18 protein-coding genes, 7 tRNA genes and 2 other annotated features are annotated in these 22121 nt (G+C 39.5%); all 25 genes read left to right on the forward strand.

Annotated elements, in window-relative coordinates:
* Positions 1-66: 66 nt before the first annotated feature.
* The 25 genes from gltX to rpoC all read left to right on the forward strand — a co-directional run bounded on the left by gltX (position 67) and on the right by rpoC (position 21776).
* Positions 67-1533, forward strand: coding sequence for a glutamate--tRNA ligase (gene gltX / locus F606_RS0118010; RefSeq protein ID WP_019555290.1), 1467 nt, complete (start codon positions 67-69; stop codon positions 1531-1533).
* Positions 1533-1755, forward strand: a binding site (T-box leader). (Overlaps the previous gene by 1 nt.)
* Positions 1756-1795: 40 nt before the next feature.
* Positions 1796-2542, forward strand: a complete 747-nt coding sequence (gene cysE, locus F606_RS0118015) for a serine O-acetyltransferase (protein ID WP_019555291.1) — start codon at positions 1796-1798, stop codon at positions 2540-2542.
* Positions 2526-3965, forward strand: coding sequence for a cysteine--tRNA ligase (gene cysS / locus F606_RS0118020; RefSeq protein ID WP_019555292.1), 1440 nt, complete (start codon positions 2526-2528; stop codon positions 3963-3965). Before cysE ends, cysS begins: the two co-directional genes overlap by 17 nt.
* The gene (locus F606_RS0118025; RefSeq protein WP_019555293.1) at positions 3965-4450 is read left to right on the forward strand and encodes a Mini-ribonuclease 3; all 486 of its coding nucleotides are present in this window, start codon (positions 3965-3967) and stop codon (positions 4448-4450) included. Before cysS ends, F606_RS0118025 begins: the two co-directional genes overlap by 1 nt.
* Positions 4451-4465: 15 nt before the next feature.
* Positions 4466-5155, forward strand: coding sequence for an FAD-dependent thymidylate synthase (gene thyX, locus F606_RS0118030; RefSeq protein ID WP_019555294.1), 690 nt, complete (start codon positions 4466-4468; stop codon positions 5153-5155).
* 116 nt (positions 5156-5271) lie between these two features.
* Positions 5272-6144 carry a 23S rRNA (guanosine(2251)-2'-O)-methyltransferase RlmB gene (gene rlmB / locus F606_RS0118035; RefSeq protein ID WP_019555295.1) on the forward strand — a complete coding sequence of 291 codons (873 nt, stop codon included), beginning with the start codon at positions 5272-5274 and terminating at the stop codon, positions 6142-6144.
* 94 nt (positions 6145-6238) lie between these two features.
* Entirely contained in the window at positions 6239-6772 is a 534-nt protein-coding gene (locus F606_RS0118040; protein WP_019555296.1) for an NYN domain-containing protein, read from the forward strand.
* 238 nt (positions 6773-7010) lie between these two features.
* On the forward strand, positions 7011-7745 hold the full coding sequence (gene sigH, locus F606_RS0118045; RefSeq protein ID WP_019555297.1) for an RNA polymerase sporulation sigma factor SigH: 735 nt from the start codon (positions 7011-7013) through the stop codon (positions 7743-7745).
* A gap of 238 nt (positions 7746-7983) precedes the next feature.
* On the forward strand, positions 7984-9234 hold the full coding sequence (pfp, locus tag F606_RS0118050) for a diphosphate--fructose-6-phosphate 1-phosphotransferase (RefSeq protein ID WP_019555298.1): 1251 nt from the start codon (positions 7984-7986) through the stop codon (positions 9232-9234).
* 151 nt (positions 9235-9385) lie between these two features.
* Positions 9386-9461 (forward strand) — tRNA-Met (locus F606_RS0118055).
* A 59-nt stretch (positions 9462-9520) separates the two neighbouring features.
* Positions 9521-9596: transfer RNA gene (locus tag F606_RS0118060), tRNA-Thr, on the forward strand.
* 10 nt (positions 9597-9606) lie between these two features.
* Positions 9607-9692, forward strand: a tRNA-Tyr gene (locus tag F606_RS0118065).
* 19 nt (positions 9693-9711) lie between these two features.
* Positions 9712-9787 (forward strand) — tRNA-Met (locus tag F606_RS0118070).
* A gap of 16 nt (positions 9788-9803) precedes the next feature.
* Positions 9804-9879, forward strand: a tRNA-Thr gene (locus tag F606_RS0118075).
* Between the two features lie 6 nt (positions 9880-9885).
* Positions 9886-9962: transfer RNA gene (locus tag F606_RS0118080), tRNA-Met, on the forward strand.
* Between the two features lie 197 nt (positions 9963-10159).
* The gene (gene rpmG / locus F606_RS0118085) at positions 10160-10309 is read left to right on the forward strand and encodes a 50S ribosomal protein L33 (protein WP_019555299.1); all 150 of its coding nucleotides are present in this window, start codon (positions 10160-10162) and stop codon (positions 10307-10309) included.
* A gap of 16 nt (positions 10310-10325) precedes the next feature.
* Positions 10326-10401, forward strand: a tRNA-Trp gene (locus tag F606_RS0118090).
* A 100-nt stretch (positions 10402-10501) separates the two neighbouring features.
* A complete protein-coding gene (gene secE, locus F606_RS0118095) occupies positions 10502-10675 on the forward strand; it encodes a preprotein translocase subunit SecE (protein ID WP_026329484.1) in 174 nt (57 codons plus the stop codon).
* Between the two features lie 41 nt (positions 10676-10716).
* A complete protein-coding gene (gene nusG / locus F606_RS0118100; RefSeq protein ID WP_019555301.1) occupies positions 10717-11247 on the forward strand; it encodes a transcription termination/antitermination protein NusG in 531 nt (176 codons plus the stop codon).
* 33 nt (positions 11248-11280) lie between these two features.
* Positions 11281-11706, forward strand: coding sequence for a 50S ribosomal protein L11 (gene rplK / locus F606_RS0118105; protein ID WP_019555302.1), 426 nt, complete (start codon positions 11281-11283; stop codon positions 11704-11706).
* A 68-nt stretch (positions 11707-11774) separates the two neighbouring features.
* Entirely contained in the window at positions 11775-12470 is a 696-nt protein-coding gene (gene rplA / locus F606_RS0118110; protein WP_019555303.1) for a 50S ribosomal protein L1, read from the forward strand.
* Between the two features lie 20 nt (positions 12471-12490).
* Positions 12491-12634 (forward strand) — a sequence feature (ribosomal protein L10 leader region).
* A gap of 26 nt (positions 12635-12660) precedes the next feature.
* Positions 12661-13200 (forward strand): 50S ribosomal protein L10, encoded by a 540-nt coding sequence (rplJ, locus tag F606_RS0118115; RefSeq protein WP_019555304.1) that lies wholly within the window; start codon positions 12661-12663, stop codon positions 13198-13200.
* A gap of 68 nt (positions 13201-13268) precedes the next feature.
* Entirely contained in the window at positions 13269-13634 is a 366-nt protein-coding gene (gene rplL / locus F606_RS0118120) for a 50S ribosomal protein L7/L12 (protein ID WP_019555305.1), read from the forward strand.
* 391 nt (positions 13635-14025) lie between these two features.
* Complete coding sequence (rpoB, locus tag F606_RS21630; protein ID WP_019555306.1) at positions 14026-17787, forward strand: DNA-directed RNA polymerase subunit beta; 3762 nt, start codon at positions 14026-14028, stop codon at positions 17785-17787.
* A gap of 17 nt (positions 17788-17804) precedes the next feature.
* Positions 17805-21776: a DNA-directed RNA polymerase subunit beta' gene (rpoC, locus tag F606_RS0118130; protein ID WP_019555307.1), complete on the forward strand. Its 3972-nt coding sequence runs from the start codon at positions 17805-17807 to the stop codon at positions 21774-21776.
* The last annotated feature ends 345 nt before the right edge of the window (positions 21777-22121 follow it).

Raw genomic sequence — 22121 nt, forward strand, 5'->3', positions numbered from 1 at the left:
GTTTGTATGAGAAACGGATTTCTGCTACAATATAATTTACACAAAGATTTTTGGAGGGAATGCTAGATGTCAGAACAAATCAGGGTTCGGTTTGCGCCAAGTCCAACCGGTCCATTTCATATCGGTGGCGCCCGCAGCGCTTTATTTAACTGGTTATTGGCTCGGAAATATAAAGATGGAAAATTGATTTTGCGAGTAGAAGATACGGATAGAGCACGTTCGACGAAAGAGTCAGAAGAAAATATAAAAGAAGCTCTCAAGTGGCTGGGGCTTACCTGGGATGAAGGAATTGATGTTGGGGGCGAATATGGCCCATATCGTCAAACGGAGCGGCTTCATCTTTATCAGGAGTTTACGGATAAGCTTATTGCGGAAGATAAAGCATACTATTGTTACTGCACTGAAGCTGAAATAGAGGCAGAACGTGAAGCACTTCGTGCAGAAAATAAAATGCCGATTTATCAAGGCCATTGTCGTAATTTGACAGCGGAGCAAAAAGAGCAATATGAAGCGGAAGGCAGAAAACCTGTTGTTCGGTTCAGAACGCCGGAAAATCAGCAAGTTATGTTTAAAGATCTTGTTCGCGGGCAAATGTGTTTCGAATCGAATGGAATCGGTGATTTTGTTATTGTAAAAGCCGATGGGATGCCGGTTTATAATTATGCGGTAGTTCTCGATGATGCGCTGATGAAGATTTCTCATGTGATCCGGGCAGAAGAACATTTGTCAAATACACCACGTCAGGTTGTATTGTTTGAGGCTTTGGATTTACCAGTGCCGATTTTCGGTCATATTTCTTTGATTTTAGGTAAAGATCATAGCAAGATGAGTAAACGCCATGGTGCCACTTCGGTGGATCAATATAGAAAATTAGGTTACTTACCGGAAGCTTTGGTGAATTTTTTAGCACTGCTAGGATGGGCTCCGCAGGACGAAAAAGAAATTTTTTCGGCGGAAGAATTAATAGAAGCATTTTCTATGGATCGTGTAGCGAAGAATCCAGCTGTTTTTGATATTGATAAATTAAACTGGATCAATGCACATTATATTAAGCAAGCGAAACCGGAAAAAATTACAATGCTTGCTATTCCTCATCTTGTAGAAAAAGGTTATATTACAGGTCCGCTTACCGATGTTGAAATGGCAAAATTAGTATCCTTTGTTGCTGTAATTCAAGACCATTTGAGTTTTGCTGCGCAAGTTGTTGATTTTGCTGATATTTTCTTTAAAGATGATGTTCTGGTTGAAAGTGACGAAGCGAAAGAAACCTTACTCGATGAAACGACACCAGCGGTGATTAATTTATTTAAAGATAAATTAAAAGCATTAGAAGTGGTGGACGCGAAAAACATTAAACCAATTTTTAAAGCGATTACCAAAGAGCTTAAAGTCGGTGGACAAAAAGTATATATGCCGCTGCGTGTGGCTTTGACTGGTCAGATGCATGGGCCTGATCTGGTGGGCCTTGTTGAAGTCTTGGGTCGTGATAAAGTGATCAAACGCATTGAGGAAACGATGATGCGGGTAAAATAAATAAAGCTATGATTGGGAGAGTAGACGAGAAATCTTCCTCAGAGAGGCGTTGCAATAGCTGTGAGCAATGCTGGAAAGAATCCTCGCTGAAGTGCACCCGGGAGCTGTGTGGCTGAACTTGATAAAAGTAGGTTATACCGTAAGCAGGCGTTAACTGTATTGAGTGAGATGATTTTTTTGTATCATCTAAACAGAGTGGAACCACGAACCAGCGTCTCTGCATAGGGACGCTGGTTTTTTATGCTTGAAAGGAGGTCTTTTTATGGTTTTTTTTGCAAGATTAAGAAAAGATATTCGTGTGGTTTTTGAACGCGATCCGGCGGCGCGCAGTGTTTTTGAAGTCGTTCTTTGTTACCAAGGCCTTCATGCGATTTGGCTCCACCGCATATCACATTTTTTATATCAAAAAGGATGGGTGCTTCTCCCGCGAATGATTTCGAATTTTGGCCGATTTTTAACTGGTATTGAAATTCACCCAGGAGCAACCATTGGCGAAGGTTTATTCATTGACCATGGTACAGGCATCGTCATAGGTGAAACCGCCGAACTTGGCAAAAATGTTACTTTGTATCAAGGTGTGACACTAGGCGGCACCGGGAAAGAAAAAGGAAAAAGGCATCCGACGATCGGCAACAATGTGGTTGTTGCTTCCGGGGCCAAAGTATTGGGCTCTTTTTATGTTGGCGATCATGCTAAAATAGGAGCAGGATCCGTTGTTTTAAAAGAAGTGCCAGCTTATGCGACGGTAGTTGGAATCCCTGGGAAAGTTGTATTAATGCATGGTAAACGAGTTAAAACCAAAGCGGAATTGGAACGAGATGGCAGAATAACGGTAGACAAAGATATCCAGGAAATTGAAGATGAAAAAGATGTGGATTTAGCGCATGGAAATCTGCCGGATCCAGATTCTGAAATGCTGCTATGTATGCTGCGAAGTATACAACGATTGGAAGAGAAGGTTAATAAGCTGGAAAAGGAGCTTGGTGATAAAAATGTTAAAAGTTTATAATACGCTGACGAAACAAAAAGATGAATTTAAACCATTTAAAAAAGGCGAAATTAGTATCTATGTTTGTGGGGTAACGCCATATAATCATCCTCATATTGGCAATGCAAGGCCTTTTGTGACCTGGGATGTTATCAAACGATATTTGAAAAAATGCGGTTATCATGTAAAACATGTCCAAAATTTTACGGATATTGATGATAAAATCATTCGTACGGCAAATAGTGAAGGTGTAAAATGGTCTGATATATCCACACGTTATATTGATGCCTATTTTGAAGTGATGGATAAGCTGAATGTGCAGCGCGCGGATGTATATCCGAAAGTATCGGAACATATTCCTGATATTATTGCTATGATTCAAACATTGGTTGATAAAGGTTATGCATATCCAATGGATGGAGATGTATATTTTAGTGTGGAAAAATTTGCTGGATATGGAAAACTTAGCGGTCGAAAATTAGATGATATGCAGGCAGGCGCTCGTGTTGAAGTAGATGACCGTAAACAAAATCCCATGGATTTTGCCTTATGGAAAGCAGCGAAAACAGGTGAACCAGCTTGGGAGAGTCCTTGGGGAAGCGGCAGACCTGGCTGGCATATTGAATGTTCTACAATGTCTCTAAAATATTTAGGGGAAACCTTTGATTTTCATGGCGGCGGCAGTGACTTAATTTTTCCACACCATGAAAATGAAATAGCCCAGTCACAAGCTTGTTGTGGGCATGATGATAGTTTTGCTCATTACTGGCTGCATAATGGTTTTATTACGATCAATCAGGAAAAAATGAGTAAATCACTCAATAACTTCTTTACAGTAAAAGATATACTCGAGAAATATCCAGCGGAGGTACTGCGGTTCTTTATTATTGAAACACATTACCGGAGTCCGCTTGATTTTAGTGATGAACGTTTGAAAGAATCACAAACTAGTCTGAATCGACTCAATACAGCAATGGAAAATGTTTATGAATTGGAAAAACAAAAATCAGGGCAAGTAAGTGCAGCATCAAAAGCTTTAGTCGATGCGGCTTTGCAGGCCAAAAAAGACTTTTATGAATCAATGGATGATGATTTTAATACGGCTCTAGCGCTTAGCTATATGTTTGCACTGGCAAAAGAAATTAATATATACTATCATGCAGTGACAACTGGTGAAATTGAACATGCAGCTTCGGATTTTGCACAGGCGGAAGCCGTGTATGAAGATATGGCTGATATTTTAGGGATTTTAGTTGCTGATGGGTCTAAAATCGCCGAAGAAGATACTGGCATGGTTGAAGATTTGATGAAGTTGATCATTGAACTTCGCCAACAGGCACGCGTATCGAAAGATTGGGCGACTGCTGATAAGATTCGTGATGACTTAAAAGCGATTGGGGTTACACTGGAAGATTCTCCGACGGGTATAAGGTGGAAAAAGTAATGAAGTTTGATCATTTTAAAGTTCTTGTAGATTCAATGTTTATGTCGGATGATGATGGCAATGTGAAACAACGCTATCAAGAAGTTGATCCTAAAATGCTCAATCCATTAGTACTTGCTTATATTGGTGATGCCTATTTTCATTTGTTTGTTCGTGGCAAACTTTTGGGCTATGAACAAAATAAAGTACAAATATTACATCAATTCAGTGCTCAGATTGTTTCGGCTGTATGGCAGTCCAGAGCATTTCATGGGATTGAAGATATGCTTACCGAGGGCGAAAAAAATGTTTTTCGTCGTGGGCGTAATGCAAAAAGCAATGTTCCTAAAAGTGCCAGTGTGGCTGAATATCGTGCGAGTACGGGCTTTGAGGCATTATTGGGAACCTTGTATTTAAATGAAGAACATGAACGCTTGTATATAATTGCCGACAAAGCTTTTGAGATTATATCAAAAGCTATGTTGGAACATGTGAATACTAAGTAGTAAGGTGGCAATAAGATGATAAAAGTGAAGTTGATACAATATACAAAAGATCCTGAACGTGTTGTGGCTATGGCGGCAAGACTTTGTTATTCACCGATTGGTGCTGAAGAATTAGCAGAGACGATGTCAGATGTCCAGGTCGAAAAACTTGTCAACAAGATTATAAGTCTTGGACATGCCTCTACATTGGAACATGTGAGCTTTACCTTTGCAATTGAAGGTGTATCGAGAGTTTTGACGCATCAACTGGTACGTCACAGAATTGCATCGTATTCTCAGCAGTCGCAGCGTTATGTCAGTGAACATGATTTTGAATATATAGTACCACCTACGGTTTCATCTACTCCGGGTGCTCAGGCTAAGTTTGATGCCCTTATGGAACAGATTCGAGTGGTGTATGATGAACTTGTAGAGCTGGGCGTGCATAAAGAAGATGCTCGCTATGTTTTGGCCAATGCTGCAGAAACGAAAATTGTCGCAACGTTTAATGCAAGATCCTTGCAGAACTTTTTTGCGCTTCGCTGTTGTAATCGGGCTCATTGGGAAATTCGTGAACTTGCGGATAAAATGGTGGAACAAGTTAAACACGCAGCACCACTTTTATTTAAAAATGCGGGTGCGTCTTGTGTGGCAACGGGGCATTGTCCCGAAGGCAGTATGACTTGTGGAAAGCTTGCTGAAATGCTTAAACTTCGTGATCTATAGGAAGAAGCCGCAGCTGCGGCTTTTTTTCTCATTAAAAATAAGGTATATTATATATAGTTATATAGGAGCTAAGTGAATAAAAAGACCATCATGATATTTTAGAAAAGAGGCAGTATATGGGCAGCGAAAATAAAAAAAACTATTCGTCAACACGCAGCGAAGCAAAAAAAAGAGAAAATAATAGGTTTGGCGAAAAACGGAATAAAGAAGAAATTCGTCCAGAAAAAGATACGCCGCAGGGCTTATCCGATGAAATTATCATTGGCCGCAATGCGGTAACAGAAGCTCTTCGCAGTGGGCGTTCTATTAATAAAATCCTTGTAGCGAGCGGTGATCGCCAAGGGTCTATTAAAGAAGTGATTGCAATTGCTATTGAAAATGGCGTAATGCTGCAAGAGGTTGATATTAGGAAAATTGAAGAATTGGCACAGGGACTTCGCCACCAAGGTGTTCTCGCTTATACATCGCCAGTTGATTATGTTGAGATAGAAGACATTTTGCAGCGGGCTGCGGAGGCAAATGAACCACCGTTTATCGTTTTATTGGATGAATTAGAAGACCCACATAATTTAGGAGCCATACTTCGTACGGCTGATGCCGCAGGTGTCCATGGTGTACTTATTCCAAAACGCCGGAGCTGCCCGCTTTCCGCTACCGTAGCGAAAACTTCAGCTGGGGCGGTTGAATATGTTCCTGTTGCAAGAATTGGCAATGTGGTTCAGACAATCAAGGATTTAAAAAAACAAGGGTTGTGGGTTGTCGGGGCTGATATGGCTGGTGAAAAAAATTATTATGATGCAGAACTTACAGGAGCGTTGGTTTTAATTATTGGCAATGAGGGAAAAGGGATTAGCCGTTTAACAAAAGAAAACTGTGATTTTCTTGTCAAACTGCCAATGCATGGAACGATCAATTCATTGAATGCTTCGGTTGCGGGGTCAATTTTGATGTATGAATCAATGAAACAGCGTATGGTAAAGAATAACTGATCTGGTAGGATATATTTACTGCTATACAGTGGCTTTAGAGTAGTACAGAAAACATTGGGATAAAATGGAATCTGTATATAGGAGTAAAAATCAAATGAAGAGAGTTAAACGGGAGCATTTTATTATTGATGGTTACAATGTTGTGAATGCCTGGCCGGAGCTTATTGCTTTGCGAGACAGTTTAGAACATGCGAGAGATCGTTTGGTTTCTGACCTGATTGAATATGGTGAATTTCAGCATTATGATATTACAATTGTTTTCGATGCACTATTTACAGCACAAGGTTCTTCTTATGAAAAAATAAATGAACATTTGGATGTGATTTATACAGATGCTGGCGAAACAGCAGACAGTTATATCGAAAAACTGGCTTATCATTTAGTGAGAGAGGGCAAGGAAGTACATGTTGTAACATCCGATGGGATAGAACAGTCGGTGATTTTAGGGGCTGGGGCATATCGTATGCCATCACTGGAAATGAGAAACGCAGTTTTGGCGGCCAAGAAAAAAATTCGTGACGAATATACGGAAAATCCTCTTTCGATGGCTGGACGGCGTGAGCTGAGCGGCAGGATTGATGATGAAACAGCACGGAAGCTGGATCAAATTCGAAAAAATCGCAATTAATGTAGGATTATTGGCTAATCAGGCTTACTAGGCTTGACTATGCTGGTCGCCTAAGGTATAATTTGCATGAATAACAAATAATAATTCCTAGGAGCGCTATGGAGCGTTTTCTTTTTTTCATAAGCTGGAAATGTATTATTTGCAGCTGAATCATCTGGTTTTATAATCCGAGTCATTGATTGAAAAAGAGCGCAGGAGCGCAGTTTAAAATTTAATAAGGCTTGGGGGAGGTGGTGCGATGAGAATTAATACGCAGGAACCAGCAGAACCAGTTAATGAGTTTGCCCATTTGACAGATGAAGAAATTGTTGCTGAAATTAAAGAAACTCATACGACTATCGCACTGGATTATCTAATTAATAAGTATCGCAATTTTGTACGAGCTAAAGCGCGTTCTTATTTTTTGATTGGTGCGGATAGAGAAGATATTATTCAAGAAGGAATGATTGGCTTATATAAAGCGATACGAGATTTTCGTAATGATAAGTTGTCTTCATTTCGTGCTTTTGCTGAATTGTGTGTCACACGGCAGATTATTACAGCAATAAAAACGGCGACAAGGCAGAAACATATCCCACTCAATTCTTATGTTTCACTCAATAAACCAATTTATGATGAAGATTCCGATCGTACTTTACTGGATGTATTATCAGGGTCGAAAATATCAGATCCTGAAGAATTGGTTATTAGTCGAGAAGAATTTTTGGATATTGAATCCAAAATGGAGCAGATCTTGAGTGATTTAGAGTGGAAAGTATTGATGGCATATCTTGATGGAAAGTCATACCAAGAAATAGCTGTGGAGCTTGATAGGCACGTTAAGTCTATTGATAATGCTTTGCAGCGCGTTAAAAGAAAATTAGAACGATATTTAGACAATCGTGAAGATACAGATGTGAACAGTATGTATAATGGATTAAGCTCTATCAATAAACGTTTGCATGGATTCGGTGATGGTCTGAAATCAAATTGACAAAAAGCACTTCTTTAAAAAGAGGTGCTTTTCTTTATAGGTGGGTGCAACGGATTATTGATATAACGTAAGCGAAAACATTGGATTTATATTATTTATATATTTATCGCAATTTTCAATGAAATGAAGGATAATAGCCGTAAGAAGAAGAATAAGGAATTAAATATATAAGGCTGATATATTCATTTAAATAGGTATAAAAACAAAAGGAACTATGTCTTATGAGGGGGAATTCAGGATGGTCAATTCAGTTAAAAATGTGGTTGCAATTGTTTGCGGGGGCGGACCCGCACCTGGAATAAACAGCGTAATCAGTTCAGTAACGCTAGAGGCCAAGAAACATGGCTGGGATGTATTGGGAATTTATGATGGATTTTCCCGTCTGGCTAAAGGTGAAAAGAAATTTATAAATTTAACATATGATGATGTTAGTAGGATTCATTTGACTGGTGGATGCATATTACAAATGTCACGGTTCAATCCTACGAAAAAGGAAGCAGATTTGAAAAAAGTTGTTGATACTTTGACGGAGCTTGGTGTGACTCATCTAGTTACGATTGGTGGTGATGATACGGCTTTTAGCTCTGCTAAAGTAGCCGAATATGCTAAATCTTGCGGTAGAACAATCAATGTAGTTCATGTTCCGAAGACGATTGACAATGATTTGCCATTACCACCGGGCCTGCCAACCTTTGGCTTTGAAACAGCCAGAGCTATGGGGACGATGGAGATCGAAAATCTCATGGAAGATGCCAGGACAACGAATAATCGGTGGTATTTTGTGATTGCAATGGGGCGGACGGCTGGTCACTTGGCACTTGGGATGGGCAGATCAGCCGGTGCTATTATCACCATTATTCCAGAAGAGTTTGAAAAACCAAAAATTAGATTACAGCAGGTTGTCGATTTACTTGTCAGTTCGATGGTGAAGCGTTATTTAACTGGAAGAAATTATGGCGTTGCAGTCATCGCTGAAGGTGTTTTGGAAAAAATTGCTACTGAAGATTTTGCATTGCTAGGGGAGATTTGTCTTGATGAACATGGACATATTCGCTATTCAGAACTTGATTTTGGTGAAATGCTCAAAAAAACTGTATCAGCTGCTATGCAAAAAATTGGTATGAAAGTTACTGTTGTTGATAAAGAGATTGGGTATGAACTTCGTTGTGCTCCGCCGATTTCCTATGACATTGATTATACTAGATCATTGGGATATGAAGCTGTCCAATTTTTACTGGGCGGTGGGACAGGTGCAATGATCGCATTACAAGAAAATGAAGCAGTGCCGCTTTATTTTGAAGACTTAAAAGATCCAAAAACCGGAAAAACAAGAGTTCGTCGTGTACAGATTAATTCTATTAACTATAAGATTGCCAGGGGATTTATGCTGAGATTGGAGAAAGAAGATCTCGAAGATCCGGGCATTGCAAATGCTTATAAAATGAATGTGAATGATTTTAAAAAACGCTATCAGTATTTATTTAATTGATGCTAAAAAGCCGCTGCAGCAGCAAGAAAACTACAACGGCTTTTTTATTTTTGAAATTATATAATAAAAAAGCTTTACAAAAGATTTAGAGTATGATATCATTATTTCTTGTCAGCCAAGTGATTGTAAAAAATTATTTGGGAGTGAATATCGCGGGGTGGAGCAGTTGGTAGCTCGTCGGGCTCATAACCCGAAGGTCACAAGTTCGAGTCTTGTCCCCGCAACCAAAAATAATAAATAGTTGACGTGGAGTAAACGTTGATGTAAAATATATATTGTTATTAACGCTGGTGTAGCTCAATTGGTAGAGCAGCTGACTTGTAATCAGCAGGTTGGGAGTTCAAGTCTTCTTGCCAGCTCCATAAAGAAAATGGGTAGGTGCCCGAGTGGTTAAAGGGAGCAGACTGTAAATCTGCCAACTTCGGTTTACGATGGTTCGAATCCATCCCTGCCCACCATTTTCAATATAATTTTTACCGCGGGGTGGAGCAGTTGGTAGCTCGTCGGGCTCATAACCCGAAGGTCACAAGTTCGAGTCTTGTCCCCGCAACCAATTTTTAGTAATGATCGCTGATGTAGCTCAGTCGGTAGAGCGTATCCTTGGTAAGGATAAGGTCACCGGTTCAATCCCGGTCATTAGCTCCATAATATGGCGGCGTAGCTCAGTTGGCTAGAGCATGCGGTTCATACCCGCAGTGTCCGGAGTTCGAATCTCTGCGCCGCCACCAACTTGATAGATGAACCCCTGAGATGGGGTTTTTATTTATGTTAGCTACAGTATAAATGCTACGATGTGAAGTGTCATGATGGATTAGAGATAATCACAAATTGTTGTGGATAAGTTATTGACAGCAAGTTTTAATTATGATAAATTATATTAGTGACATTTTGAATGTAGTATATTTACAGGTAAGGGGTGCATAAAATGCGCAATGCAGTTACATTGGCCTGTACTGAATGCAAGCAACGCAACTATCAGACCAATAAAAACAAGAAAAATGACCCGGATAGATTAGAATTTAATAAATACTGCAAATTCTGTAAAAAACATACTTTACACAAAGAAACGAAATAATTTATTTCTATTTTGTAGGGGCATGGCTCAACTGGTAGAGTAGTGGTCTCCAAAACCATTGGTTGTGGGTTCAAGTCCTACTGCCCCTGCCAAAAAATTTGTGTTTTTTATGATGCAGTATGTTACGGGGATGTGAAGAATTTGGCTGAAGAAGAATCCTCAGCGGTTCAGGACAATGGTTCACGTTTTAATCTGAAAGGATTTTTAGGTGGAGTAAAGGCTGAATTAAAAAAAGTATCATGGCTAGACAAAAAGGAGCTTGCTTCTTATACAGGTGTTGTACTTATTGCAGTTGTATTTGTCTGTGCGTTAATCTGGATATGTGATACTGTCTTTGCAAAAATGCTCGAAATCATTCTAAGATAAGGCGGCTGGGAGGTGAGGGACGAGAAAGACGTCCCTTAGCGATGGAATCAGAAAAAAAATGGTATGTAATTCATACGTATTCCGGTTATGAAAACAAAGTAAAAGCTAATCTTGAACGTAAAGTTCATTCTATGGACATGGAAGATGAAATCTTTCGCGTAGTTGTTCCAATGGAAGATGAAGTTGAACATAAAGATGGCAAGAAAAAAATAACCAAGAAAAAAGTTTTCCCTGGATATGCATTAGTAGAAATGATCGTAAGTGATCGTTCTTGGTATGTTGTTCGCAATACGCCGGGTGTTACAGGGTTTGTTGGTTCCGGAACAAAACCTATTCCGCTTACGGATGCTGAAGTAAAACGTATTCTAAAATCTATGGGAATCGAAGAGCTTAGACCGACAATAGATATTGAAATTGGTCAGGCTGTTCACATTAATTCGGGAGCATTTGAAAATTTTGCTGCCACAGTAACTGAAGTAGATCCGGAAAAGGGCAAGCTCAAAGTTCTTGTTAATATGTTCGGGCGTGAAACTCCAGTTGAACTTGATTTTGAGCAAGTAGAAAAAATATAATTATATATCTTTATTTAAGGAGGTGTAAATAACATGGCTAAAAAAGTTGTTAAACTTGTAAAATTACAAGTATTAGCTGGTAAAGCTACTCCAGCTCCTCCGGTAGGTCCTGCTTTGGGTCAGGCTGGGGTTAACATCATGGCTTTTGTTAAAGAATTTAACGAAAGAACTGCTAAACAAGGCGGTTTAATCATTCCAGTTGAAATTACAGTATTTGAGGATAGATCTTTCTCGTTTGTTACGAAGACTCCTCCAGCTGCTGTTCTTTTAAAGAAAGCTGCTGGTTTAGAAAAAGCTTCTGGTGAACCTAACAAAGTAAAAGTTGCTAAATTGCCTCGTGCAAAAGCAAGAGAAATTGCTGAAAGCAAAATGCAAGATTTAAATGCTGCTGATATCGAAGCTGCAACTCGCATGATCGAAGGTACAGCTCGCAGTATGGGTATTGAAATCGTTGACTAATTCTTAGTCCGATGCTATACTCGTGGGAGGTACACACCGTTATTACCACGAAAGGGGAATTATTTTATATGGCTAAATTTGGTAAGAAATATCAAGAAGCTGCTAAGCTTATTGAAGATAAATTATACGATGCTAACGAAGCAATCGAACTTGTTAAAAAAACAGCTACAGCTAAATTCGATGAAACAATCGAAGTTTCTGTAAGATTAGGTGTAGATCCTAAGTATGCTGATCAGCAGGTACGTGGTGCAATAGTATTGCCACATGGTACAGGCAAATCCAAACGCGTTTTAGTGTTTGCTAAAGGTGACAAAGTTGCAGAAGCAGAAGCTGCCGGTGCAGATTTTGTTGGTTCTGATGAACTTGTTACAAAAATTCAGGGAGGCTGGAGCGACTTTGATGTTGCAGTAGCTACTCCTGATATGATGGGTACAGTAGGTCGTTTAGGTAAAATTTTGGGACCTAAAGGCTTAATGCCAAATCCAAAACTGGGAACAGTTACTATGGATCTTACCCGTGCAATTAATGAAATTAAGGCAGGTAAAATCGAATACCGTACTGATAAAGCGGGGAATATCCATTCTCCTATTGGTAAGGCTTCATTCGATGCTGATAAATTATTTGATAATTATCAGACCTTGATTGATACATTGGTTAAAGTTAGACCAGCAGCAGCCAAAGGTCAGTATATACGCAGCATTACTGTAAGCGCAACTATGGGCCCTGGTGTGCAGGTTACTACGTTAAAAACTTCCGGCAAATAAAATAGAGTATATCAATAATGTGTAGTATCATTATTGGGCTGTAGACAGCAGGTGCACTTTCGTGTATAATGGAGAAATCCGCCTGCCGAGGTCGGAGTTTTGACGTGGCTTTTGCCACTGCGACCTCTGGTCTTCTCGGCTAGAGGTCGTTTTTAAGTTGTTTTTATATACGAGAGGAGGTGTATAGTTCATGGCTGTAACTTCAGCAAAACAAGCGATTGTCGCTGATTTAAAAGAAAAACTCAGTACTGCTAAAGGTGCTGTTTTAACTAGTTATAGTGGATTAACTGTTGCTCAGGATACACAGCTTCGTCGCAAATTGCGTGAAGCAGGTGTTTCTTATAATGTAGTGAAAAACACAATGACACGTATTGCTGCTAAAGAAGTTGGTCTTGATGGTTTAACTGAATATTTAGAAGGTACTACAGCATTAGCTGTATCATTTGATGACGCAGTTGCCCCAGCAAAAGTAATTTCTGAGTTTATTAAAGCAAATAAACTTGATCAAGAAAAAAAATTAGAAGTCAAAGCCGGTCTAGTAGAAGGCCAGGTTATTGATGCCGCAGGTGTCAAAGCTCTTGCTTCTTTACCATCCCGCGAAGTGCTTATCGCACAGGTGCTCGCTGGTATGCAATCCCCGATTGCAGGTCTGGTCAATGTATTGCAAGGTACGATTCGCAATGCTGTATATGTGCTTGACGCAGTTCGTCAACAGAAAGAATCCGCATAACGCGCATTTTCTTGTATGAGGATAAATTTCAAAAATAAAAGTTAAATATAATTTGGAGGTATTTTTAAATGACTAAAGTAGAAATTATGGAAGCTATCGAGAACATGACTGTTCTTGAGTTGTCCGAATTAGTAAAAGATATGGAAGAAAAATTTGGCGTGTCTGCTGCTGCTCCTGTAGCTGTAGCTGCTGCTCCTACAGCTGGTGCTGCTGAAGAAGAAAAATCAGAATTTGATGTTATTTTGACTAGTGCTGGTGGCAGCAAAATCAATGTAATCAAAGCAGTTCGTGAAGTTACTGGTCTTGGCTTAAAGGAAGCTAAAGAATTAGTGGATGGCGCTCCTAAAGCTATTAAAGAAAAAATTTCCAAAGCTGACGCTGACGCTCTTAAAGCAAAATTAGAAGAAGCTGGCGCATCTGCAGAAGTTAAATAATTTTAACTCTAAGTAAGATTCGTATTTAGTATTAAAATTAAAGAGTACCTGTGTTGGTACTCTTTAATTTTTATCATAGATCAATAAAAAAATATTGACATTTATATACAAATGTGATAGTATTTCTTACTACAGATGTATAATTCAATATTTATTATACAAAAGAAATGCGATTGACTACCGCAGAAAAGATGTAATATGAAGTATAACGGCATACGGATTAAAAAAAATGAAAATGGAATACGATGGAAGATGAAAAAATTTTTCATCAATAAAACAAGCAAGGTTTAAAAAAGGAAAACGGCCTTGCTTTTTAGTGTTTCATCATTCTATTTTCATGTTTATTTAAGGTATGTCTGAGTCAAAATTGGGCTAAGGGGTGAAGGATTTAATGTTCAATCCTGTTCCGGTAGGCAAAAGAATCAGGTATAGCTATGCGAAAATCAAAGAAGTCATGGATATGCCTCATCTTCTGGATATTCAAAGAAACTCCTATGAGTGGTTTTTAAAAGAAGGTTTGCAGGAAATTTTTCATGATATTTCACCAATTCAAGATTTCACAGGTAATTTAATATTATCTTTTGAAAGTTTTACATTGGGTGATCCGAAGTATGATATCGATGAATGCAAAGAACGAGATGTAACTTTCTCTGCACCACTTCGGGTAAATGTTCGTTTAATTAATCGTGAAACAGGCGAAATTAAAGAACAAGAAGTTTTTATGGGTGATTTTCCACTCATGACCGAAACCGGTACGTTCATTATCAATGGTGCTGAACGTGTAATTGTAAGCCAGTTGGTACGTTCTCCAGGAGCGTATTATGGCGAAACAATCGACGCTACCGGTAAAAAATTATACAATGCTACCGTAATTCCAAATCGTGGGGCATGGCTCGAATTAGAGACCGATGCGAATGATGTAATTTCAGTAAGAATTGATAGGACTCGTAAATTGCCTGTAACTGTGTTGATTCGTGCTTTAGGTTATGGATCTAATGCAGCTATTTCAGAGCTGTTTGACGATGATGTTCGTGTTAGAGCGACCATGGAACGTGATAATACGGAATCGAAAGAAGAAGCTTTGGTGGAAATTTACAAAAGGCTCCGCCCAGGTGAACCACCAACTGTAGATAATGCAAAACAGTTATTAGAATCGCTGTTTTTTGATCCAAAACGTTATGATCTTGCTACAGTGGGTCGTTATAAACTCACGAAAAAATTAGGTTGGAAACGTCGTTTACTTGGTAAAATACTGGTACAGCCTATTGTTGATAAAGAAACTGGCGAGATTATTCTGTCGGCTGATACGCTGATTGAAGAATCAATGCTGGAAAATATTGATGTAGCTGCAGAAACTGCAATTTTTGGTTCTGATAAGGCTATTGAAATCAAAGTACAGATAAAAGACGATAAAATAATGAAGATGATTTGTTCGCCGACGCTAGAATATCGTCATAGAACAATTACTAGAAGTGATATTATAGCTTCCATTAATTATTTATTAAACCTTATGGATGGCTATGGCAACACCGATGATATTGATCATTTGGGAAATCGTCGTGTGCGCTCTGTTGGGGAATTATTACAAAATCAATTTAGAATTGGTTTATCAAGAATGGAACGGGTTGTCAAAGAACGTATGACAATTCAGGATGTTGATGTAATTACTCCACAAGCACTCATTAATATTCGTCCGGTTGTAGCTGCGATCAAAGAGTTTTTTGGATCAAGTCAGTTGTCACAGTTTATGGATCAGCATAACCCACTCAGTGAACTTACCCATAAACGCCGTTTGAGTGCACTTGGACCAGGTGGTTTGAGTCGTGAACGCGCTGGGTTTGAAGTTCGTGATGTTCATAATTCTCATTATGGACGTATGTGTCCAATTGAAACCCCAGAAGGTCCGAATATCGGTTTGATAGGCTCGCTTTCAACTTATGCACGAATCAATGAATTTGGTTTTATGGAAACACCATATCGTAAAGTTGATAAAGCACATCATAAAGTAACGGAAGAAGTTCGTTATTTGACGGCGGATGAAGAAGATGAACTCGTTATTGCGCAGGCCAATGAAAAGCTAACAGATGAAGATTGGTTTGCTGAAACACGTGTTACATCACGTTATAACGAAGAAACTCTTTTAATGCCAAATGATCGTGTTGATTATATGGATGTATCGCCAAAACAGGTTGTATCGATTGCAACAGCAATGATTCCGTTTCTTGAAAATGATGATGCAAATCGTGCCTTAATGGGGGCGAACATGCAGCGTCAGGCAGTGCCACTGCTTCGTACACAGGCTCCACTCGTGGGAACTGGTATGGAATATAAGGCTGCCTGTGATTCGGGCGTTATGGTTCTAGCACGACGTGAAGGAACCGTCGAAAAAGTTACAGCAGATCAAATTCAAGTTCGTACAGATCATGGCGACCTTGATATCTATAAATTGCAGAAATATCTACGCTCAAATCAGGGAACTTGTATTAATCAGCTTCCAATTGTTTATAAGGGTGAACGCGTTTCTGTAAAACAGCCAATCGCAGATGGCCCGGCTACCGATCATGGTGAACTTGCGTTAGGTTACAATATCGTAGTAGCATTTATGCCTTGGGAAGGGTATAACTACGAAGATGCTATTTTGCTCAGTGAAAAAATCGTCAAGGAAGATATCTACACATCGATTCATATTGAAGAATATGAATGTGATGCTCGTGATACAAAACTTGGACCTGAAGAAATCACGCGTGATATTCCAAATGTAGCAGAAGAAGCACTACGCGATCTTGATGATCGTGGTATTATTTGTATCGGTGCAGAAGTCCGTCCTGGCGATATACTTGTCGGCAAAGTGACACCAAAAGGTGAAACAGAACTTACAGCAGAAGAAAGACTGCTTCGGGCAATATTTGGTGAAAAAGCTCGTGAAGTACGCGATACATCACTTCGTGTTCCACATGGTGAAGCTGGTAAGATTGTTGATGTCAAAGTATTTAGCCGCGAAAATAATGATGAATTGCCACCAGGTGTAAATCATCTTGTTCGTGTCTATATTGCCCAAAAACGTAAGATTTCTGTCGGTGATAAGATGGCGGGCCGTCATGGTAATAAAGGGGTTGTTTCACGTATTATGCGTGAAGAAGACATGCCATTTTTACCAGATGGAACACCAGTTAATATCGTCTTAAATCCACTTGGCGTACCATCGCGTATGAATATTGGACAGGTACTTGAAACACATTTGGGTATGGCTGTTCGTGCGCTTGGTATGCAAATTAAAGCAGGAGATCCAAATGTAGAATCCAGACTTCGTAAAATTGGTTATGATGTTGAAACAAATGGCATGCCAATCCCGGATGTTGCGGGTATTCACATTGCGACACCTGTATTTGATGGTGCGAAAGAAAATGAAGTATTTGATACACTTCGTGCAGCTGGTCTTCGTGATGATGGTAAAACTATTCTTTATGATGGTCGTACTGGAGAACCGTTTGATAATCCAGTTACGGTTGGTTGTGTTTACATGCTGAAACTGCATCATTTAGTTGATGATAAGATTCATGCACGTTCCACAGGTCCATACTCCTTAGTTACGCAGCAGCCACTTGGCGGTAAAGCTCAATTTGGTGGACAGCGTTTCGGGGAAATGGAAGTTTGGGCACTTGAAGCATATGGCGCAGCTTATACTCTACAGGAAATTTTGACGGTTAAGTCAGATGATGTTGTTGGACGTGTTAAGACCTATGAAGCCATTGTTAAGGGTGAAAATATTCCGGAACCAGGTGTGCCGGAATCCTTTAAAGTATTGATTAAAGAATTACAAAGTATTGGTCTTGATATCAAAGTTCTTTCTGAAGATGCACAAGAAATCATGATTAACGATGTTGATGAGGATATCAATGAAACTGCGAAAGAGCTTGATCTTGATGTGACTGCTGTTGCCCCAAGAAAACCACAGTTTGATGATAAACCAATTGAGGTTAATGTGAAGCATGAAGGTGCCTTATCAGAAAATGACACAGATATTATCGCTGAACTTGGTAACATGGATAGTGAACCTGAAGTTACAAAAGATGAGGCTAATAAAGATACAGAAGCTAAAGATACAGATGTTAAAAATATTAATGATCTAGTCGGTAACGACTTTGAAAAATAGAAGGGAGTGACACCCCCTTGTTGGATGTAAATAATTTTGATTCAATGCGTATTGGGCTCGCATCGCCAGAAAAGATTAGAGACTGGTCTTATGGCGAAGTAAAAAAACCGGAAACAATCAATTACCGTACATTGAAACCTGAACGAGATGGTCTGTTCTGTGAGAGAATTTTTGGACCAACACGTGACTGGGAATGTCATTGCGGTAAATATAAAAGAATACGTTATAAGGGCATTATTTGCGATCGCTGCGGTGTTGAAGTAACACGCTCCAAAGTTCGTCGTGAACGTATGGGTCATATTGAATTGGCAGCCCCAGTATCACATATATGGTACTTTAAAGGTATTCCAAGTCGTATGGGGTTGATTCTTGATGTTTCGCCTCGTGCACTTGAAAAAGTACTATATTTTGCGTCTTATATCGTATTAGATCCAGCAGATACCCCTCTGATGAAAAAACAGCTTCTGACTGAAAATGAATACAGAGAACACCGTACTAAATATGGTGCTGCATTTAAAGTCGGCATGGGTGCTGAATCTGTTAAAAAACTTCTTGAGGAACTTGATCTTGATAAAATGAACATAGATCTTCGTCAAGAACTTAAAGAGGTAAGCGGACAGCGTAAAATCCGCGCGATTCGTCGACTTGAAGTCGTTGAAGCTTTCCGTAAGTCAGGCAATCATCCTTCATGGATGGTCATGGATGTTGTTCCGGTAATACCACCGGAACTTCGTCCAATGGTACAGCTTGATGGTGGTCGTTTTGCGACATCTGATTTAAATGACTTGTATCGTCGTGTAATCAACCGTAATAATCGTTTGAAACGTTTATTGGATCTTGGTGCACCGGATATTATTGTTCGCAATGAAAAACGTATGCTGCAAGAAGCTGTTGATGCATTGATTGATAATGGTCGCCGCGGTCGTCCTGTAACTGGACCGGGGAACAGACCACTTAAATCATTGAGTGACATGCTAAAGGGTAAACAAGGTCGTTTCCGTCAAAATCTATTGGGGAAACGTGTTGATTATTCTGGTCGTTCGGTTATCGTTGTCGGTCCAGAACTCAAGCTTCACCAGTGTGGTCTGCCAAAAGAAATGGCCCTTGAATTATTTAAGCCATTTGTTATGAAAAAACTTGTGAATGCAGGTTTAGCTCATAATATTAAATCAGCAAAACGCATGGTTGAACGAGTTCGTCCAGAAGTTTGGGATGTATTAGAAGAAGTTATCAAAGAACATCCAGTACTTTTGAATCGTGCACCGACGCTTCATAGATTAGGTATACAGGCATTTGAACCAGTTCTTACAGAAGGTCGGGCGCTGAAATTGCATCCGCTTGCATGTACAGCTTATAATGCCGATTTTGATGGTGATCAGATGGCAATTCATTTGCCGCTGTCAGCTGAAGCACAAGCTGAAGCACGTGTTTTGATGCTTGCGGCCAATCATATTCTTGCACCAAAAGATGGTCGTCCAATTATAGTACCGACGCAGGATATGGTTCTAGGTTCTTATTATTTAACAATTGTAAGACCAGGATCTTTAGGTCAAGGGAAAGTCATGACCGGCATCAATGAGGCACTGCTTGCTTATCAGCAGAATGAATTATCTCTGCAAGCTGAGATTACAGTTCGTATTGATGGATATGGTCTTGTGAAAACAACACTTGGACGTATGATTTTTAATGAAACACTTCCAGCGGAAATCCGCTATTATCATAAAGAAGCTGGTTCTGATCAATGGTGCCTCGGCATCTTGATGGACAAAAAACAGCTTGGGCAGCTTGTTGCGAAATGTTATCGCCAATTTGGCGGTAGTAAGACAGCTACCGTAATTGATGATGTTAAAAACCTTGGTTATCATTATGCATGTATTGCTGGTATGACCGTGGCCATTTCAGATATTATCATCCCGCCAGAAAAGAAATCTATTTTGGCAGCAGCAGAAAAAGAAGTAAACTTGATTGAACGTCAATTCAGTCGTGGTCTTATCACAGATGAAGAACGTTATAATAAAGTTATTACGCTTTGGACAAAAGCTACGGATGATGTAACCGAAGCCATGATGAAAAACATGGATCCGTTTAACCCGATTTATATGATGGCGGATTCTGGTGCTCGTGGTAATAAACAACAGATGCGTCAGCTTGCCGGGATGCGTGGTCTCATGGCTGATCCATCCGGTAAAATCATTGATTTGCCAATCAAGGCAAATTTCCGTGAAGGTTTAACCGTATCGGACTATTTTATTTCCTCGCATGGTGCTCGTAAAGGTCTTGCCGATACAGCACTTAGAACAGCCGATTCTGGTTACTTGACACGTCGTCTTGTTGATGTTGCGCAAGATGTAATCGTACGTGAAGATGACTGCGATATCGTGGGTATCAACCTTGTTCGTGAAAGAGCAAGACTAGCATCTTCCACTGTGAATGCGATTGCAGTTTTGAAAGATACATTGATGGGCCGTTTACTCGGTGCGGATGTTATTGATCCAAAAACCGGCAATATCTTGATTCCGGTTGATACAACCTTGGATGAAGCAGAACTCAAATTAATCGGTGAACATCATGTACCGGAAATTGTTGTTCGTGGTTCATCGGTAACAACGGAAGCAACGATTAGTAATGCAATGGTTTCTGAAACAATCATTCTTGGTGCACCAGAAGAAAAAGTACGTATGGCTATTAAGAGATCAATGATTCGTGAAATGCTTGGGAAAAATACGACCGATTGTGTTTTAGATGCGGAAGGTAACGAAATTATTCCAGCTAATTCACCGCTTACAGAAGCATATATTGAAGCTGTACTAGGCAGTGATGCTAAGGAAGTTAAAGTGCGTAACAATAACATCCGTGGTATTGAAGTCGAAGCGATCAAAGAAGGAAACGGTGTAATCGAATCCCTCAAAGATCGTATCGTTGGCCGTGTACTTGCGGAAGATATTATCAATCTGGAAACGGGCGAAAAAGTCGCTTCACTGAATCAGAATATTGATGAAGAACTGGCTGATGAAATTTGTAAAGTACGTGAACAAGTATCCATTCGTTCTGTACTTACTTGTAAATCTCAGTTTGGTGTATGTATCAAATGTTATGGACGTGATTTGGCGAATGCTACACAGGTTGATGTTGGAGAAGCAGTTGGTATTATCGCAGCTCAATCCATTGGTGAACCTGGTACACAGCTTACAATGCGTACATTCCATACTGGTGGGGTTGCCGGGGATGATATTACACAAGGTTTGCCGCGTGTTGAAGAATTATTTGAAGCACGTAAACCAAAACATCATGCGGTCATTGTTGAAGTTGAAGGCCGTGTAGAAATCAAAGATACAAAAGGTATGCGAAAAATTACAGTCTTCCCAGAAGAAGGGGAAGAACGTTTATATCAGATTCCTTATGGCGCACGTATTGTTGTTAAAGAAGGAATGATGATTAAACCGGGGGATAAACTCACGGAAGGATCAATAAATCCGCATGATATTTTGCGTGTTTGTGGCCTGCGTGATACCCAGCGTTATCTCGTATATGAAGTACAAAAAGTTTATAAATCTCAGGGTGTTGAAATCAATGATAAACATATTGAAGTTATGGTACGCCAGATGCTTCATAAGGTTAAGATTGAAGAATCGGCAGATACTGGTTTCTTACCTGGTGAATTTGTTGATATTAATACCTTTGAAGTTGCAAATGCAAAAGCGATTGAAAACGGTGGAGAACCTTCCGTTGCCCGACCAATTCTCTTGGGAATTACAAAAGCATCGCTTGCTACGGATTCTTTCTTGTCGGCAGCATCGTTCCAAGAAACGACTCGTGTCTTGACTGATGCAGCAATTAAAGGCAAGGTTGATCCACTTATTGGTCTCAAAGAAAATGTTATTATTGGTAAACTGATCCCAGCAGGTACAGGGATGAGCCGTTATCGTAATATCAAAATTATTGAATCTGATATGGAATCAAAAACACAAGCAACTGAAATTTTAAAATAAAGCACAAAAAACCGAGCTGGTATCCATCAGCTCGGTTTTTTTATACTTGTTTTTATAAAAAAGTGGTTTGTTTATTTTGGTTCTATAATAAATGTTGGGGTAAGCAAAAAACAAATTGCTTATTCCAACATATTTTTTTGCATAAAAATAGAGCATAAAGTGAATAACTCATTTACAATTAAAGTTACCACAACACTAACCGAAAGGGGTTATCACTTATGCTCGATATTCAGTTTACTACACTTTTCTTAGACTTGGAAGACCTTTCTATTATAAATGTTACAGAAAATTCACTGACGGTTCAATTGCCACGTAAACTCCACATATGCCCATCCTGTGGGCAGC

Origin of the sequence: Propionispira raffinosivorans DSM 20765, assembly GCF_000381065.1 — a bacterium.
Taxonomy (GTDB): Bacteria; Bacillota; Negativicutes; order Selenomonadales; family Selenomonadaceae; genus Propionispira; species Propionispira raffinosivorans.